The following is a 16316-nucleotide window of genomic DNA, read 5'->3' as shown; positions in this document are numbered from 1 at the left end:
TCGATCATGGTCCTGTGGTGGGGAGCGCGAGTTGAAGCGATGGGTCTGCTGCATGATCGGGTGACATTTGAACTGGCTTGCCCTGTAGGGCGGGTGGGAAGGATGTCGCTGTGCCCAAGCCTTATCCGGAAGAGTTCCGCGAGGACGTCGTGCGGGTCGCGCGGAACCGCGGCCCGGGGGTGACGGTGGAGCAGGTGGCCACCGACTTCGGGGTCCATCCGATGACAAGTGGAGCGCGTCAGCGGCTCCTCCGACGTCCTGGTGGTGGAGACGGTTTCCACCGCTCGCCCGGGCCGGTGCCCGGACTGCACCCATGGGCTCGTCCTGGCCCGCCGCGTTGCTCGCTGCCCCGTGGATATGGGAAGCGCAAGGGCCGCCCGGCAGACCGGGCGGCCCTTGTCTGAGGTCTGAACCCTGGGGGCATGGTCTGCCCTTGCGGGCTACCAGGGACGCTTCCAGGTCCTCGTCGATGAGTGTTGCCTACTTGAGGTACACGATGCCGTCAGTGGTGACCGTGGGCCGCCCTGACGTGCCCAGCAGCACGATCTTGACTGTGTGCTTCGTACTGGCGGGCCAGGTCTTGGTCCAGATCGCGTTTCGGTAGGCCGTGGTGGATGACTTCAGATCTGCGGTCGCCACCTTCTTGCCGTCGACGTAGATATACGCCTGGCCTGAGGTTGCGGCCCTGGACACCACCCAGGCGACTGAACGGCCGGTGAAGGTCCAGGCCAGCGAAGCGTTCTTGGTTTTGCTGGTGAGGGACTTGCCGCCCAGGTAGCTGGTGGACGACTTGGCCGTCCAGGTCCCGGACCGGGTAGCTGCGGTCTCCTGGAGAATCACCGGGGTGCCCGAGGTCGAGGCGGTGGCGGTGTTGCCGGCCAGGTCGTACGCCTTCAGAGACCACACGGTCGCGGTGCCGGGCTTGGCCGTGTGCTGAGCGGTGGTCACGGTCGGCCCGTATGTCTTCGTGACTGGGGTGGTAAGGAGTACGTCCTTCAGGGCGGCTGTGTCGGTCGCCTTCCAGTTCAGGGTCAGCGGGACGGCCGTGGTGTTCACGGTGCCGGTGCGAAGGGCCAGGTTCGGCTTGGTCGTGAAGGTGGGCGCGGTGGTCTCAGCGACCACGGTGACGGCCGCGCTGGTCGCGGTGCGCCCGGACTGGTGCACTGCTTTGACCTGCAATTGGTGGGTGCCGGCGGCCAGTGTCACCTTGGCGGATGTCGCACTGCCCTCAGTGATGGTCACTGACTTCCCGTCAACCAGCACTTCATACTTCGAGATCAGCGAGGCCGGGGTCGTCGCCGACCAGTTCATCGTGACGGGGCCGTTGGTGTACGGGGTCGAGCCGATCAGGCCCGTGCCGGTGACGGAGGTGAGCGTGAGCCCGGTGACCGGGCCAGCGGCCAAGCTGCGGACCGTGTCGAGTGCGGCGTAGAAGGCGTCGCCTGGGCAAAGAGTGTTGTAGCCGTCGCGGTGGCCGTGAATCGCCGGGAAGCTCAGTTCCTCGCCCGGGCCCCACGTCTTGCCAGCGAGGTTCTGGCCGTCCACGGCGGTGGTGAGGGTGACGGTCGAGTCTGGGTCGACGCCATACTGGCCCAGCTTCCACGCGGCGAGACGGGCGACCGAGGTCAGCGCAGCCTGCGAGGGGGCGGAGTCGGTGTACGTGCCAATGACCGCGATGCCGGTGGTCTGGGAGTTGAAGCCGTAGGCGTGCGCGCCCACGACCGGCAGATCGACGCCGCCCTTGCGACCCTCGTACACCGTCCCGCACTTGTCGACGACGAAGTTGTAGCCGAGGTCCTTCCAGCCCAGCGTCGTCACATCGTAGGTGTAGATGGCGTTGATGATGGATGGAGCCTCGTCGCATGTGTACGTGTTGCTTTGGGCGGTGTGGTGTACCACCACCGCCTTGATCTTTCCACCCGGCAGATAGCTCGGCGCCTCCGGGCTGAGCGACTCGTCCGCACCCCACCCGGAGCGCGGGGTGATCGGCGGCTGCGGCACGGTGGACGGTGGGATAGTGGGCGTGGTCGGCTCGGTCGCGGACGGCGAGGAGGAGGCGGAGTCGCTCGCCGAATCGCTGGGAGTGGCGCTCTCCGACGGAGACTCAGAGGCCGACGCCGACTCGGAGGTGGAGGGCTCGGCGGTCGTCGATTCCGAGGAGGACGGCTCACTGGTGGTGCCGTCGGTCGCTTCCGAGGTCGGCGACTCTGAGGAGGTGGGGTCGCTTCCTTCGGCAATGAATGCCGCAGGCTCGACGTCACCTGCGGAGCCGGATCTGCCTGCGGAGCCGATCATGTCCACGCGGAGTCCCCGGGGCAGTTGCGTCTTCGGCTTCCCGTTCACGCGGACCTCGACGCCGTTGGACGGTCCCACCCACGCGGGTTCGGTTCCGCCCCGAGCCGCACCGTCTTCCCTCTCGCCGTTGTCGCTGCCCAGAGTCAGCCAGTCCGACCACTTACCCGAATTGACTGCCCGCGTGCGCACCTCGACCTTGCCGGTCACCTTGTCAGAAGGCTTCTGCCAGGTGACTCCAAGCATGCTGAAGGTCTCGGCGTTCCGCCGCCCCAGCGTCGCGGAATCCCCGTCACCGCTCCTTTTCAGCGCGGTCGAACGGACCTCGTTCCTGACCGGTCCGGGCTTGCCGTCGCCATCCCCATCGCTGGCAGATCCCCCGATCAACCCCTGAGCCACCAACGTCCCGCACACGGCCGCAGCGACGACCGCGCCTGCCCCCCACCAACGACGCACTCTCATACCTGACCGCACACCCTTCCCCCTAAGACTTCAAGAATTCCAAGGACCTTCACATTTGCGATGCTGCTGTAAAGAAAGCTTGATGAGTATGTCAGGTAATGAACTGCCGTGGGCACGTCATTATCAGGGACTCATCTGGTGAACGTTCCAGAACAACGCCATCTGCACACAGACAGACATGCAGGTGTACGACGCCTGAGCTTCGCCGCGTTCGCGTCGGTGGCGCAGGGATCTGGCCGATCGTGTCGCGGTTTCATGACCGCGGGTGACGAGAGCCGGGGCGCTCACGAGTGGGGCGCCCCGGCCGGCTTCCAACGTTAGTCCCTGCCGGTCCTGCGGAACCGTCGCGTCGCGTCGAAGACGAACGATGCGCAGCCCGCGGCCAGGACCACGGCGAGGGCCGTCTCGTGCTGGACCGCGAGAGTGATGGCCAGGGCCGCCAGCGCCGCGGCGGCGCCTATCTCGGCGGTTAGTGCGAGTCGATGCTTCGCCGCCTCAGTCAGTTGATTCAGCATCTGCGCGTCCAGATGGTCGGTGGGATGGGAATGTATACATTGCCTCCCAGTCTCATGGCTCCGGAGATGATGGAGGTGCACTTCCCGCGAGCCACCGCGTACGCGGCCACTGTGGTGAAGTACCAGAGGTAGCCACGGATCGCGGTGATGGCGTGCTTCCATGTAGCGGGGATCCACTTAATATCCTTGGCCCAACCGACGAACGCCGCCGCGCTTCCGGTGCCGAACGCCACCCAGCGAGTCTCGGACCTGTTCAGATCGAGCCTGATGAAGTACTGCGAGGACCACCACGGCTTCCACCAGCGAACGCGCAGCTTGCCAGTGAGGTCGGTGCACCCAATCGGATCGCCGCCGCAGTACTCGTAGGCGTTCTCGTTCCCGCCGTAGATGGGGTCGACCGAGAGGAAGCGTCCGGTGTCCGGGTTGTAGAGGCGCACGCCCATGAGCATGAGCGAACTCACCGTCTCGGACGACCGCTGGTGGTTGCCCAGCCAGCCGTAACGCGTGGCCTGCTGTCCCGCCCTGCTCTTCCCGTACTCGTCGCTGTCGAGAGCGACGGGCGCCGTCGAGGCGTCCAGCGGGAGCCGGAGCGCGACGTCCCCGTGCACCGAGGTGAACTGGAGCACGGTCTCGCCGGACTTGGCGGTCGTGGCTCCCAGATCGCCGCTTGCTGAGCGGACATTTCGGGTCACTAGACCGCTCGACGCGTTCTCCACGATCCAGCGGGGGTTGTCGCCGTCGTCGTCGTAGTGGTTGAGCTTCGACGCGGTCTCGTTCCAGGTGCTGCCGTCGGCCGAGGTCTCCAGCGTCCAGCCCCGGAAGCGGTGCAGGGCGTCCAGGGACCAGGTCTGACGGTTGCCCGCAGAGGTCTGCTGTCGGACGAGGTCGTTGGTGTAGTAGCCGATGGTGCCGTTGCCCGGCGCCGCCGTGGTCCGGCCTAGGGCGTCGTACGTGTAGCCCGAGTCGGTGATGCGGTCGTAACTGTCGTAGGTGTGGTTCTGAGTGGTTCCTCCCGTGGTCGGGCAGGCCGCGCCGGCTTCGGCGGTGGCGGTGGTCAGCGAGGTGCGGTTGGCCCGCTTATCGAAGGTGTAGGAACGCCGAGTGCAGAGGGTTCCGACCGTGTCATCGACAGACGACAGCCGGCCGACGGCGTCGTATCGGTAGTTCTGCTCCGACCAGCCAGCGTGCCGGAGCACTTGTCCGTGCGCGGACCGGGCGACGGTGTCGGCGTAAACCGAGGCGCCGTCGCTGTCGCGGGTGTAGGCGCGACTGACGACCGCTCCCGTGGGGTCCGTGTCGACGGCCAGCCTGTAGCCGCCTGGGAGCTTCTCCGCGGTGACGGCGCCGTCGGCGTCGTACGTGGCGCTGAAGTCACCGGCGACCGAGTCGCTCGCCTTCGTCAGCACACCGCGCGGGTCGACCGCGGTGTCGTAGGTGTACGTGATGGTGGACGGGACGCTGTCGATTTCCTTGACGACCCGGTCGAGTAGGTCGTACTCGGTGGTCGTGGTTCCGCCGTCGGCGTCGGTGTAGGAGATCTGCCGACCGAGGGCGTCGTAGGCCTTGGTGACCGTCCCTCCGGTGTTCGAGCTGATTTTGATGACCTGACCGGACTCTGGGTCGTACGTGGTGGTGGAAACCGGCTACCGCCGTGCCCAGGCCGCCGGTCACCGTGGTCGTGGTGGGTCGGCCGGCCGCGTCGTATTGGACGGTGGTTGTACGAGCCACGCCGTTGGCGTCCTCCGTGCGCTTGGTGACGTTGCCGTAGTAGCTGTACTCGCTGGTTGCGCCGGTTGCCTCGGTGGGGTTGTCGCCGCCGCCCGTGATCGCGCCGGCGGGTCCGGCCCAGCACTCCAGGCCGGCCCATTCGGGACGTCCCTCGCACCGGCCGGTACCTGTCGCCTTCCAGTACGTGACCACCCTGGACGCGGCGTCCTCGCCCGTCCCATCGGGCGGTACGACGGCCGTCGCTCGGCCCTCGGCGTTGTATGCCGTAGTGGTCGTGAGGTTCAGGCCTCCCGGGTCCTGGATGGTACGGGTGGGCAGACCCTTGGTCCAGTCGTACTGGGTCTCGGTCACCCGCTTGTCACCCATGACCGAGTAGTGGTCACGCACGCGGACGCCGGTTTCGGTCCGGGTGATCTGGTTCTTCGCGACCGCCGTGCCGTCGGTGGGACGGCCCTCATCGAACTCGTTGACCGTCCAGCTGCGCCCGGGAACCGAGGAACCCGCCTCGGCCAGTACGGTGTTGCCGTCCTTGAGGTCCTCCGTTAGGTCCAGTCGGTGCAGGGGGCCAAACACCTCCTCCACGCGGGTGCCCGACTCGTTGTGGAGCGTCGTGGTGGAGAGCAGGTCCGCCCGCTCGGCCGATGACAGGTCTATGATGCCCAGTTCGGTCAGGGTCGCGTTTTGCACGGTGGTTCCGCCGAGCGCCAACGCTCGGTTGGCCGCGGATAGTTCGCGTACAACGGCGCCGAACCGGTTGTACTCGACTGTGGAGATGTGCCCGCCCGGCGCGCCCGTGTTCACCTGGCGGCCAGAGGCGTTCAGGTAGTTGATGCTCGCCCGCTGGTAGTCGCCGGCGCCCAAGTCGGCACCGGAGTTCGAGGCTGGCACGGAGTCGGCCGGGAATACGGCGGTGGCATCGGTGGGCGCGTCGCTCTGGCCCCAGGACGCGATGCGCGTGGCATCCATTGCGTACGGTGCCCTGGAGCCGCTGAGCGGAACGCCGTAGACCACGCTGGTGACGGAATTGCCGTCGGTCTCGTCGGTCGACCCTTGCTTCAGCCGCGGCTGGGAGACTTTCAAAAGCATGCCCTCGCCTGCAGCGGAACCGCTGTCCGCGTTACCATAGGAGAAGGTGTATGGCAGGTGCCCGGCTGGGTCGAGCCAGGTGATCCGGTCTTCTTGGTAGGCGTACTTGGTCTCCGCCTGCTGTCCGATCCGTGGGTCCCAGGTCTGGCGCAGCCGTCCCTGAGAGTCATAGCGGTAGGCGGCCACGGCGGTCGCGGTCGCGGCGCTCGCGCCGGGCTCGGTGGCCCAAAGCCGGATCTGCTTGACCTGGCCTGTGAAGTCACCAAACTCGGCATCGGTCTCCGTGCCGGTGGCCGTGGTGGACGTGGCGTACACGAACTCCAGGACCCGGCACCCCTTTGTCGCCGGATCCGCCTCGCACGCGGCCGCAGTGGCGGCGGACGTGGGGGCGATGATCCGCTTGGGACGGGCCAGTGTCTTGCCGTCAACCTCCACGGTCTCAGAGGAGATTGTGGTGGTCGAGTTGGTGAGGCCGTTCAGCAGTGAGCCGGTCACCTGCCAGGTCGTCGAGGCCGTGGCCGGCTTGGTGAAGGTGGTCACCGTGCCGCTGGTGTCGGTCAGCGTGAAGGACCCGGAGAAGGCGCCCTTGAGCGTCAGTGCCTCGGCTCCGGGTTCGCCGATCCAACCGGTCTCCCCGGCGTTCGCGGTGAAGCTCAACTGCCGCTGGTCCTGCGTCACCACCCGCACGGCTGTGTCAGAGACTTTCTCCAGGTAGGTGTAGTCGGACTGGGATACCGCCGCGACCGTGCCGGAAGTCCATTCCTTACCGAATATAGCGGCTTGGCCCTCCTGCTGAGCGCCCTCGCCGGGGGCGCGCGAGGAGATGCCGCGGGTGACGCTCATGCCGAAGAACGAGGCGTCCTCGGCGGAGAGCGTGTAGTCACCGGTGAGTAGGTTGAGCGAGCCGGGTCCGATGTCGGTCGTCGACGCCGCGTCGGCGCTGCGGTCCACGACGACGGTCAGCGGTTCGGTGCTGCCAGCGGCCGAGCCGGGGCCGGTGAAGTCGGCCTTGATCTGGACCGAACCGTCCGGGTCAACGGTGCCGGTCGCGTTCCATACCAGTGCGGAGTTCTTGCCATTGGTCAGGGGCACGGGCCAGGCGGTTAGCGCGGTGCCGCCGGAGGTGACGTCAGCGACCGGGATCTTCACCCAGTCGTCGGCCTCCGAACGCCGCCAGGAGAACGACACCTGGTCGTACTTGCCCGACTCGGCCTCGGCGACAAGCGGCAGCCGACGTGCGGTCCGCTCGCCCTCGGACGGCTGGAGGAAGCCACCCGGTCCGGCGTGGAAGACGTACTCCTTGGCCTCGGACTTGTTGTCCGCCTTATCCGCTGAGCGGACCTGCAGCGTGTGCGTGCCGTCCTTGGGTGGAGTCACGCTGATGCTCTTCGCGGCGCTTGCGCCGTCCGTGGTGACCTTGGTCCAGGTCACGCCGTCCAGCGACCACTCCAACCACTGGTGATCGGTGCCGGAGGGCGGGGTAACGGTGAAGGTACCCGCCTGACCCGCGCCCTTGACCCACTGCCCGCTCGGGTAGTCGGTGGAGGTGATGGACTCCGGGGAAGAGGGGGCGCTGGTGTCGACGGTGAACGTCTTCCACGCTGACCAGTCGAGGTTGTAGTCCGTCCCATCGTACGGGGAGGTACGGAACTTATAGGTCTTGCCGTTGGCCAGAAGGCCCGACGGCACCTTGACCGAGGCCGGCGCGCCGGAGGTCGTGTACTCGGAGGTGAGGATGTCGCCGACCTGCGAGCCGCTGGCGGAATCGGCGATCTGGAAGGCACCGATGACCGTGTCGCCGTTGACATCGACGAAGGTGTCCCGCAGCGTCGGCGTTGTGGTATTGACGGCGTAGTCACCGCCATAGGAGAAGAACGGCGGACCGGCCTCCTGGTTGGTGCCTGTCTTGGGACGGAAGTTGTACGTAACCGTCAGCTTCGGCGGGTTCGACGCCGCATTTGCGGAGTTGACCTGCTTCCACTCCATCGTTTCCGGCGACGGGGCACGCAGGCCCATGTGTGAGCGGGTGTTCATCGCCGACGCCCACATTTGGACCAGGTCGGTTACATCCGCGTTGATCCAGCCGTCACCGCCACAGTTGTCCCGGCCCGCGGTCTCGGTCGACGTGGCGTACTCCTGGAGCCACTCCGGCTGGTTGGTCCATCTCGACGACGTCGACGGCGCACCGGTCGCCCACACGGACCATGCCGCCGCGGAGCAGTCCGTGTTGCCAGAGTGGAAGTTGTACAGGCTCAACTTCGCGTCCTTCACCAGCGCGTCGCGCACGGGAGTGGTGTCCCAGGTGATGAAGGAACGCGCGTAGCGCGGGGAGCCGTCGGCGTTGACTGTGCCGGGGTCGCCCAAGTCGAGTTCGGTGTCGTTGGACCAGTCGACGGTCTCGCCCTGCTGAACGTAGGTGTCGAAGACGTTGGCCAGCGAGGAGGTGGACGGGTCAACCGTTACCGGGAACTTGGTCTTAGGGTCGGCGAGGAATTTGGCGTTCGGGGTGACTACCAAGTCGACGGCGTCGCCCTTCTTCTTCACCACCTTCATCTTCACCGGCACGCGACGGGTGTGTTCACCGGAGAGCTCATCAACGGTGGAGTCCCACATGACAGGGGCGGGCATCGTAGCCCGTCGCTTGTTCTTCTTGTCGGTGAACTGCACGCTGCCGTCCGGCAGTTTCCTCACCTTCAGGCCCTCGGCCTGAAGCGGCAGAGTGTAGGAGGAACCTTCCTGCCCCTTTGGCCTCTGCTTGATCTTCACGTACTGCTCGAAGCCCGTACGGGTCGCCTCGATCACCACGTCCGCTCCGGGCACGGCGTTGACGTACTCCGCCCGCGTCCCGCTCAGCCTCGGCGCGGGCAGCCCCCCCTTCCACTGAAGGCTGATCTGCTCGTCGCCGTCGCCCAACGTCACCAGGTCGACGGCCTTGGCATCCTGAGCCGCTTTCAGCGACTTCACGGGAGTGCCTGCCTTGCCCGCCAAGACAAGCCCGTTGGGATGCGCCACGGGCTCCACACCGCCACCGGACTTGCGCAGCCTCACATCGACGTTGACCCACTTGCCGTCCCGTTTGAAGCGGACCGGGCCAGCCGACAGCTCCGTTGTCAGGCTGCCGTTCTTATTGGCCCACGTCGTCGACGTCTCCGTCCTCTCCGACAGGGCTTCAACGCGCTTACCCGACAGGCGGGCTGCCACCCTCGCCGACGCGATGTCCGGGGCCTGGGTTGCGGCCGGAGCCTTCGGTGCCTTCGACACCTGGGGCGGCTCGGACTGCGCCGCGAACGCGGCGTTCGTGCCCTGGATGAGTGTGACCGACAAGGCCAGCGCGAGACCGCCCGCGAGGTAGCGGGAACCGTCTCCCTGCCAGAGTCTTGTGCGTTTTCTGTGCTTTCGCGCTAGGGATAGCTGGGATGGCTTCATTTACCCCCCTAAAATCTTTCACAAGGATCACTTGTGTGACCGTTGGGTGAAGATACCTGGGAAGTAAAGATGTGAAAGGGATAATCAAGGTCGGACGCAAAGTAAACGTGATGTGATCCATATCTCGGAAGGCGGCGACGAGATCGCTCGCCTCGCGGACGTGCAGGGCTGCTCGCACGGCCGCTGGGTATCGTCACCGGACTGCGCTGACATCTGTCGCGGTCCGTGGGGCGCCGGACTCCGCCTCAATGTCCGCTTGTCCGCTTGGGGGAAGACAAAGCCTGCGTGCTCCCGCACCGCCGCCCTAGCCATGGCCTTCAAGCTCGTCGAGTCCGCCCAGCAGTGGTGGGCCGTGAACGCACCTCACCTCGTCGCCCTCGTCCGAGCCGGGGCCCGCTTCGAGCGCGGCCAACTGGTCGAGCTCCCGCCACCGTCGCGACATAGGGTCTGATGCATCATGACCGACCATCACACGTACGGCACCAGCACCCACACCGCCGACGACCTGGTCCGGCTCGTCAGTGTCCGTCTCGGGCTGGTCTTCACCGAGCGCGACAGCGACTACCGGGGCGTCTACCGCCTTCCTAGCAGCCCAGGCGGACGGGTCGAGATCCAACCCAACCGGATCCCCGGCGACAACGGCCAAGACGACCTCTACGCTCCGGAACACCCTTCGACGCAGGTGCTGTTGCTCACCATCACGCCGGTTGCGGACCCTGCCATGCAGGCACGCCTGGGCTCCATCGAAGGGCTCATCCACCTGAACCACGAGACTGTGTGAACAGCTACTGATCAACAGCTTTTGACACTTGCTTGGCGCATGGGGAGAAGGAAGGCTAACCGGTGGTTGACCGGCGCGTCGTTGATCCCTGGGAGCGCCAGGATCGTGAGTCCATCCAGGCGTTCGGGGCATTCGCCGTGTATCGCGATCTCGGCCCAGGGCGGAGTGTCACGAAGGTGGCACGGGAGTTGGATAAATCCCGCGCGCTGGTGGGCCGGTGGTCGCGGCAGTTCGCATGGGTGATGCGGGCAGCGGCCTACGACCGGGAGCAGGACCGGCTGTTCCTCGCGGAGCAGGCGCAGGCCAGGCGGGATATCGCGCGTCGGCACGCGAAGTTGGCGCAGGCCGTGCAGAGCAAGGCCGTGGCGCGGCTCCAGTTGCTTGACCCTCGGGAGCTGTCGCCCTCGGAGCTGCTGCGTTACATCCAGGTCGCGGCGGAGATCGAACGCCGAGCCGTGGGTGAGGCTCCGGTGGCCGGGGCGGTTGAGGGTCAGGACGAGGGCGCTGAGGTGAGCTCGCTGTCGGATGAGGAGCGCCGGGCGCGGATGGCTCAGCTGCGCCGGGAGCTGGAGCGGCGGCTGTCGGAGGGCGCGTCATGAGCCGGGGCTGGGCGAAGCGGCGGAAGATCGAGGGGTTCACGGACCCGTCGGTGATGAGCGACGAGCAGCTTCGAGCGGAGGTCGCGGCCTTGGTGCGTGCCGATGAGCTGTCGGCGCGACGGTGGGCGTGTGAGGTCCCGGACTGTGACGGGCTGCCTCATGCGGGGTGGCTGCACCATCACGCCCGTGCGGCGCAGCGGCGGCCGCTGTGGCTGTGGACGGTGTGGATGCTGCTCACCGGCCGTGGCTGGGGGAAGTCGCGGACGGCAGCGGAGGAGGTGCGGGAGTGGGCGCGGACGCCGGGGATGCAGATCGCGGTGGTGGCGAAGAACGCGACGCTGGTGCGGGACATCTGCTTCGCGTCCCCGAAGTCGGGGCTGTTGTCGGTGTTCCCGCCGGAGGAGGTGGCGAAGTACAACTCGTCGCTGGGTGATACGACGCTCCGGTTGACGAACGGGACCATCATCAGGGGGTTCGGCGCTGAGACCCCGGACAACTTGCGGGGCTGGGCGTTCGACAAGGCGTGGTGCGACGAGTACGCGGCGTGGAACCGGATCACGGCGCAGGCGGTGTACGACATGCTGTGGTTCTGCCTACGTGAGGCGGACACCCCTCAGGTTGTCATCTCGACGACGCCGAAGCCGCTCCCGCACGTTAAGCGGCTGGTCGAGCGCGGTAGAGCGCAGGAGGAGGCGCACCGGAAGGGTGGGGCGCCGCCGCGGGTGGTGTTGACTCGCGGGCACATGCGGGAGAACGACGCGAACCTGTCGGCTGCGGCCCGTGAGGAGCTGGAGGAGGAGTACGCCGGCACGCGGCTGGGTCGGCAGGAGCTGTCCGGCGAGCTACTCGAGGACGTGGAGGGCGCGCTGTGGAAGGGGTGGATGCTGGAGGTCGAGGGTTTCCGGCCTCGGCCTGAGCATCTGCCGGATCTTCAGCGGGTGGTGGTGTCGGTGGACCCGGCGACCAAGAGCCATGAGGACGCGGACATGACGGCGTTCACTGTGGCCGGGCGCGGGTTCCCCGTGGAGTCGATGTTCGGGGACGACCGGCCGCGTGGGTATCTGCTGCACTGCGAGCAGGACCGGTACACGCCAACGCAGGCGATGAAGCGTGCCGCCGCGCTGTATCACGAGCACCGTGCGGACTGCGTGGTCATTGAGGCGAACAACGGTGGTGACTACCTGCCGGCGCTGTTGGAGCAGGTGGATCCGACGGTGAACTGGAGGATCGTTCATGCGACGCGCGGGAAGCGGGCGCGGGCGGCTCCGGTCGCGCAGTTGTACGAGCAGGCGCGGGTGTCGCACGTTGGTCCGGCTCGGCGGTTCGCACCGTTGGAGGAGCAGATGACGACGTTCGTCGGGCAGGGCGAGACGGAGGACTCGCCGGACCTGCTGGATTCGGCGGTGTGGGCGCTGTGGGACTTGTTCCTCGACCCGACGATGCCGCCGCCGCGGGGCGGAGATGATCAGCGATTGAGTGGGCGTCGGTAAGCCGTCGTGCTGTGTTGGTCGTTAGGGCGGATTGACGCATATAACTTGACCCAGGCCCCTGCGCATGTTGCTTAATTGGGTTTAGCTATGTACTGCCATCCTGGTGGTGGCATGGCATGGGCGAGGGCCGCCCCCTGGTTGGACCCCTGGAGCGACCCCCGCCTGCGGTTAGTTGTTGCCGCTCATGGAGTGGACGATGTGAATGATCAGGAGTGCGATTTTGATCACGAGCATCGTCCGCTCGCGGCGCCGTGGTTCTTTCTCCCTCTTCTCTCCGTCGTCCCCTTGGGGCTGGTCCTGCCTGGCCATTTGCTCCACCTTCCGGACACGACCGCTGGGTGCGGCCCTGGGGCCGATGCCCAGGAGGAGGAGCAAAGAGCGCCTCTGCATGTGGATCCTAGGCAAGTTCGTGACAGTGTCGGGCTGTTGCGGGCAGAAACGTGACCGCTGAATCGATTTACGCGTGGGCCGTCGTACGGGAACGCGCGGCCGAATGGGTGCTCACCTGCCATATAGGCTAGTTGGCGGCGCGGGGTCGACGTCCGGAGGAGCCCGTGGGTCTGCGCCAACTCGTGATCGATGCGTGGTCGTGGCTGAACTACAAGCCGGTGATGGCGGAGGCTGGGCGTACGGGTAGCCGCGCGTTCCCGGAGCTGGCCAAGACGTGGGTGCCACCGCATGAGTTGCGGCGGCTGGCTGCGTACAAGGTGCTCGCGTCGTACGACAACAACCAGGCCGGGCAGCTCGCGGCGGCCGGTGGTGACGCAAGCGCGTTGGAGCGGCGGGAGCTGGGCGACGCGGCGAACTTGGTGGATACCGCGCTCGGTTACCTCCTCGGCTCGGAGCAGAAGGTCGCGGTCGAGGGGGCGGAGAACGCCGACGAGGGGACACCGACCCCTGGTGCGGCGGAGGCCGCCGCGGTGCAGGACCGGTTGCGGAAGTGGGCGGACAAGGAGCTGCTGACGTTCCGAGTCCAGCAGGCGGAGCGGGCGGCGGTCCTGCTCGGGGACAGTGTGATGGTCCTGGCCTGGAACCCGGAGAAGCAGCGGCCGACGCTCAGGGTCTACGATCCGGGGTTCTTCTTCCCGCAGTGGGACGACGAGGACGAGGACTTCCCCCGTCGGGTGCACCTGGCGTGGGACCTGCCAGCCGACGACGACGCAGGGTTGAAGGCCAGGGTGCGCCGGGTGACGTACGAGCTGGGCCCGATCTCAGAGGGCGCCGAAGGTGAGGAAGAGGGGGCTGCGGCTGGCGGTCGGCAGTACCCGTGGGAGCCGGGCCGGACTTCCAACGTGACGTGCTACCTCACGGACGCGGAGTGGCTGCTGGAGGACCTGAAGAACGGTGAGCCGCTGAATCGGCTGCCGATGGATAAGGCGTCGTACCGGGTGCGGCCGGACGGCACGGAGCTGAACCGGCTCGATCTGTGGATCGACTTCGTGCCGGTGATCCATGTGGCGAACACGATCCCGGACGGCGGGGAGCACTGGGGCCGGTCGATCCTCGCGCGCGTTCTGCAGGCGCTGGACGAGCTGGCGGCTACGGACTCGGACAGCTCGGCGGCGTCGGCGACGACGGGCACGCCGATCATCGGACTTGCGGGTGCACGGCTGCCGGTGGACCGGGCCACGGGCAGGCCGCAGGAGCTTCAGGTGAAGGCGGGGGCGGTGTGGCAGCTCGGTGAGACGGGGCGGATGGATGCCCTGGACACGTCGCCGCAGTTGGCCGAGTTGCGGGCGCGGGTGGATCACCTGTTGGAGCGGATCGCGGCGAATTCGCGGGTGACGGCGGCCGGGTTGGGGACGCTGGACGCCACGGAGGTGCCGTCGGGGTACGCGTTGAAGTTGGCGCTGGGGCCGCTGGATGCGCTGATCGGCATGATGCGGCTGGCCAGGGAGCACAAGTACCGGTTGCTGTTCAAGATGGTGCAGAGGCTGTACCAGGCCGGGCGGGCGGAGGGCTGGACGGCCGGGGAGACGCTGCCGGCGCGGCTGGCGTGGGCGCCGCACACGCCGACCGACCGCGGGGCGGTACTGGAGGAGGTCGTCAAGGCGTACGGGGCCGGAGTGCTGTCGCTGGAGACGGCGGTGATGATGCTGCTGGAGGCCGGATACCCGATCAAGGACGCCTCACAGGAGGTGGAGCGCATCCGGGCGAAGGCGCAGCAGGAGGCCGAGGTGCGGATGGCGGAGGCAGCGGCGCGGCGTGGGCGCGACGAGGACGAGGAGGACCAGGGGGACGACGCCGGTCCGGGCTCGGCGGAGGAGCGGAAGCCGGTGCGGCGGGAGAGCGAGCGGGAGCCGGTGGGCTCGGGCCGGTGACGTGGGCCGCTGGGTGCGTGAGCGGGGGGGGGTGCCCCTATCTCTTTGGTCAAGGTCGTGGGTCAGGATTGCGGCATGGCGACCTGGTTCCGCACCTACTACGAGGACGAAGATCTGTGGCTGTATTTCGAGGCCGATGACGAGGGCTGGGCCGCGCGGCAGGTTGAGGTCCGGGGGCAGGACTCGCGTCCGGTGACGGCGGCCTCGTTGGAAGAGGTGCTGCACTTGCGTGATCATGCCGATCTCGCGGCGATGTTCCGCTATGAACGGCAGTACGGCGTTCTCGCCGAAGGTCCCATGGACGGCTGGCAGGACCAGCCGCAGGCGGCCGAGATCACCGTGGAGGAGTTCGAGCGGTTGTGGACTGAAGCACGGCGGGCTCTCGGCGATTCAGCCTGACCTGGCGGGTTGGGGTTCGTAGAAAGTTCCGTCGCGGAGCATCGCGAAGAGGACGTCTGCCCGTCGTCTGGCGAGGCAGAGCAGGGCCTGGGTGTGGTGCTTGCCCTGGGCGATCTTCTTGTCGTAGTAGGCCCGTGATGCCGGGTCGCCCAGGGCTGCGAACGCGGAGAGGAAGAAGGCCCTCTTGAGCTGCTTGTTTCCTCTCCTGGAGGGCTGTTCGCCGCGGATCGAGGACCCGGAACTGCGGGTTGCCGGGGCGAGACCTGCGTAGGCGGCGAGGTGGCCGGCGGTCGGGAAGGTGCTGCCGTCACCGACCTCGATCAGGATCCTGGCTCCGGTCCTGACGCCGATTCCCGGCATGGACGTCAGGACCTTCGAAAGAGGGTGGGCCTCCAGGAGTTCCTCGATCCGCCCGGCCAGGAGTTTGCGCTGGTCAAGGACTGCGGTCAGGGATCCGGCCAGGCTCGGGACGATCAGCGCGGCTGCCTCGGTGCCCGGAACGGTGACGGTCTGCTCGTCCAACGCGGTGAAGATGTCCTCGACCAGTCGCTCGGCCATCCGCGGGGCCTTCGGCCGTAACAGCGTGACCAGCCGCCGCCGTCCGGCCTTGCGGATCTGGGCCGGTGAACCGAACCGCTCCAGCAAGGCCAGCACCGCAGGGTGCTGCAACCGCGGCCCCAGCACCCGTTCCAGTGACGGATGGATCTGCGTCAGCAGGCCGTGCAACCGGTTCGCGACCCTGGTGGCCTCTCCGGCCAGATCGTCGTCGAAGCCCACGATCATCTCCAGCTCGGCGATCGTCTCGTCCTCGCCGTCGATGGCTCGCAGCGTGTGAGGCATCGCGCGGGCCGCGTCCGCGATGATGAACGCGTCCTTCGCGTCCGTCTTCGCCTCACCCGGGTAGAGGTCGGCGATCCGCCGCATCGTCAACCCGGGCAGATAGGCGACCAGACAGCCCAAGTCTCGTGCGACTGCCAGCGGCAGGGCGCCGATCGAGGCCGGCTGGTCGACGACGACCAGCACCGTTCCGTGCTTGGCCTTCAACTTGGCGAACAGTTCGCGGAGCTTGGGTTCGGTGTTGGGCAGTCGCTTGTCGAACGCCTTCTTCCCGGCTGGTGTGACGGCGGTGGCGTGGTGTTCGCCCTTGCCGACGTCCAGGCCGAGGAAGACGTCGATGTCGCCGGTGTCGATCACGTGCAGGCCCCTCCATCACGCTT

Annotated in this window: 9 protein-coding genes and 1 pseudogene; 5 read left to right on the top strand and 5 right to left on the bottom strand. The window is 67.1% G+C overall.

The window, feature by feature from the left end; genetic code table 11:
* Positions 1–480: 480 nt before the first annotated feature.
* From QFZ74_RS09940 to QFZ74_RS09930, 3 genes and pseudogenes are all read right to left on the bottom strand, one after another.
* Positions 481–2754 carry a peptidoglycan recognition protein gene (locus tag QFZ74_RS09940; RefSeq protein ID WP_307620445.1) on the bottom strand — a complete coding sequence of 758 codons (2274 nt, stop codon included), beginning with the start codon at positions 2752–2754 and terminating at the stop codon, positions 481–483.
* Between the two features lie 317 nt (positions 2755–3071).
* Positions 3072–3269, bottom strand: coding sequence for a hypothetical protein (locus QFZ74_RS09935; protein ID WP_307620444.1), 198 nt, complete (start codon positions 3267–3269; stop codon positions 3072–3074).
* Positions 3263–9407 (bottom strand): annotated as a pseudogene (locus QFZ74_RS09930) (DNRLRE domain-containing protein). The gene QFZ74_RS09935 and the pseudogene QFZ74_RS09930 overlap by 7 nt, the downstream one beginning before the upstream one ends.
* 559 nt (positions 9408–9966) lie before the next feature.
* Between QFZ74_RS09930 and QFZ74_RS09925 the strand changes: the two are divergent.
* From QFZ74_RS09925 to QFZ74_RS09915, 3 genes are all read left to right on the top strand, one after another.
* A complete protein-coding gene (locus tag QFZ74_RS09925) occupies positions 9967–10290 on the top strand; it encodes a hypothetical protein (RefSeq protein WP_307620443.1) in 324 nt (107 codons plus the stop codon).
* Positions 10291–10352: 62 nt separating this feature from the next.
* Positions 10353–10889, top strand: coding sequence for a hypothetical protein (locus QFZ74_RS09920; RefSeq protein ID WP_307620442.1), 537 nt, complete (start codon positions 10353–10355; stop codon positions 10887–10889).
* Positions 10886–12379, top strand: a complete 1494-nt coding sequence (locus QFZ74_RS09915; RefSeq protein ID WP_307620441.1) for a terminase large subunit domain-containing protein — start codon at positions 10886–10888, stop codon at positions 12377–12379. Before QFZ74_RS09920 ends, QFZ74_RS09915 begins: the two co-directional genes overlap by 4 nt.
* 168 nt (positions 12380–12547) lie before the next feature.
* On the opposite strand, the gene QFZ74_RS09910 is transcribed toward QFZ74_RS09915, so the two are convergent.
* On the bottom strand, positions 12548–12688 hold the full coding sequence (locus QFZ74_RS09910; RefSeq protein WP_307620440.1) for a hypothetical protein: 141 nt from the start codon (positions 12686–12688) through the stop codon (positions 12548–12550).
* A gap of 245 nt (positions 12689–12933) precedes the next feature.
* Between QFZ74_RS09910 and QFZ74_RS09905 the strand changes: the two genes are divergently transcribed.
* Positions 12934–14700: a hypothetical protein gene (locus QFZ74_RS09905; RefSeq protein ID WP_307620439.1), complete on the top strand. Its 1767-nt coding sequence runs from the start codon at positions 12934–12936 to the stop codon at positions 14698–14700.
* Between the two features lie 75 nt (positions 14701–14775).
* Positions 14776–15099, top strand: a complete 324-nt coding sequence (locus QFZ74_RS09900) for a hypothetical protein (protein WP_307619457.1) — start codon at positions 14776–14778, stop codon at positions 15097–15099.
* Here QFZ74_RS09900 and QFZ74_RS09895 read toward each other — a convergent pair.
* Positions 15091–16293 (bottom strand): IS110 family transposase, encoded by a 1203-nt coding sequence (locus QFZ74_RS09895; RefSeq protein ID WP_373462344.1) that lies wholly within the window; start codon positions 16291–16293, stop codon positions 15091–15093. The genes QFZ74_RS09900 and QFZ74_RS09895 overlap by 9 nt on opposite strands.
* Between the last annotated feature and the right edge of the window lie 23 nt (positions 16294–16316).

Source organism: Streptomyces sp. V3I7 (assembly GCF_030817495.1).
Classification (GTDB): Bacteria; Actinomycetota; Actinomycetes; order Streptomycetales; family Streptomycetaceae; genus Streptomyces.
This window is presented reverse-complemented; position numbering and strand designations above follow the sequence as displayed.

Excerpts from the sequence above, each read along its gene's own strand:
- QFZ74_RS09900 (WP_307619457.1), top strand. The coding sequence starts at position 14,776 with ATGGCGACCTGGTTCCGCACCTACTACGAGGACGAAGATCTGTGGCTG.
- QFZ74_RS09940 (WP_307620445.1), bottom strand. The coding sequence starts at position 2,754 with ATGAGAGTGCGTCGTTGGTGGGGGGCAGGCGCGGTCGTCGCTGCGGCC.
- QFZ74_RS09915 (WP_307620441.1), top strand. The coding sequence starts at position 10,886 with ATGAGCCGGGGCTGGGCGAAGCGGCGGAAGATCGAGGGGTTCACGGAC.
- QFZ74_RS09925 (WP_307620443.1), top strand. The coding sequence starts at position 9,967 with ATGACCGACCATCACACGTACGGCACCAGCACCCACACCGCCGACGAC.
- QFZ74_RS09935 (WP_307620444.1), bottom strand. The coding sequence starts at position 3,269 with ATGCTGAATCAACTGACTGAGGCGGCGAAGCATCGACTCGCACTAACC.
- QFZ74_RS09910 (WP_307620440.1), bottom strand. The coding sequence starts at position 12,688 with ATGGCCAGGCAGGACCAGCCCCAAGGGGACGACGGAGAGAAGAGGGAG.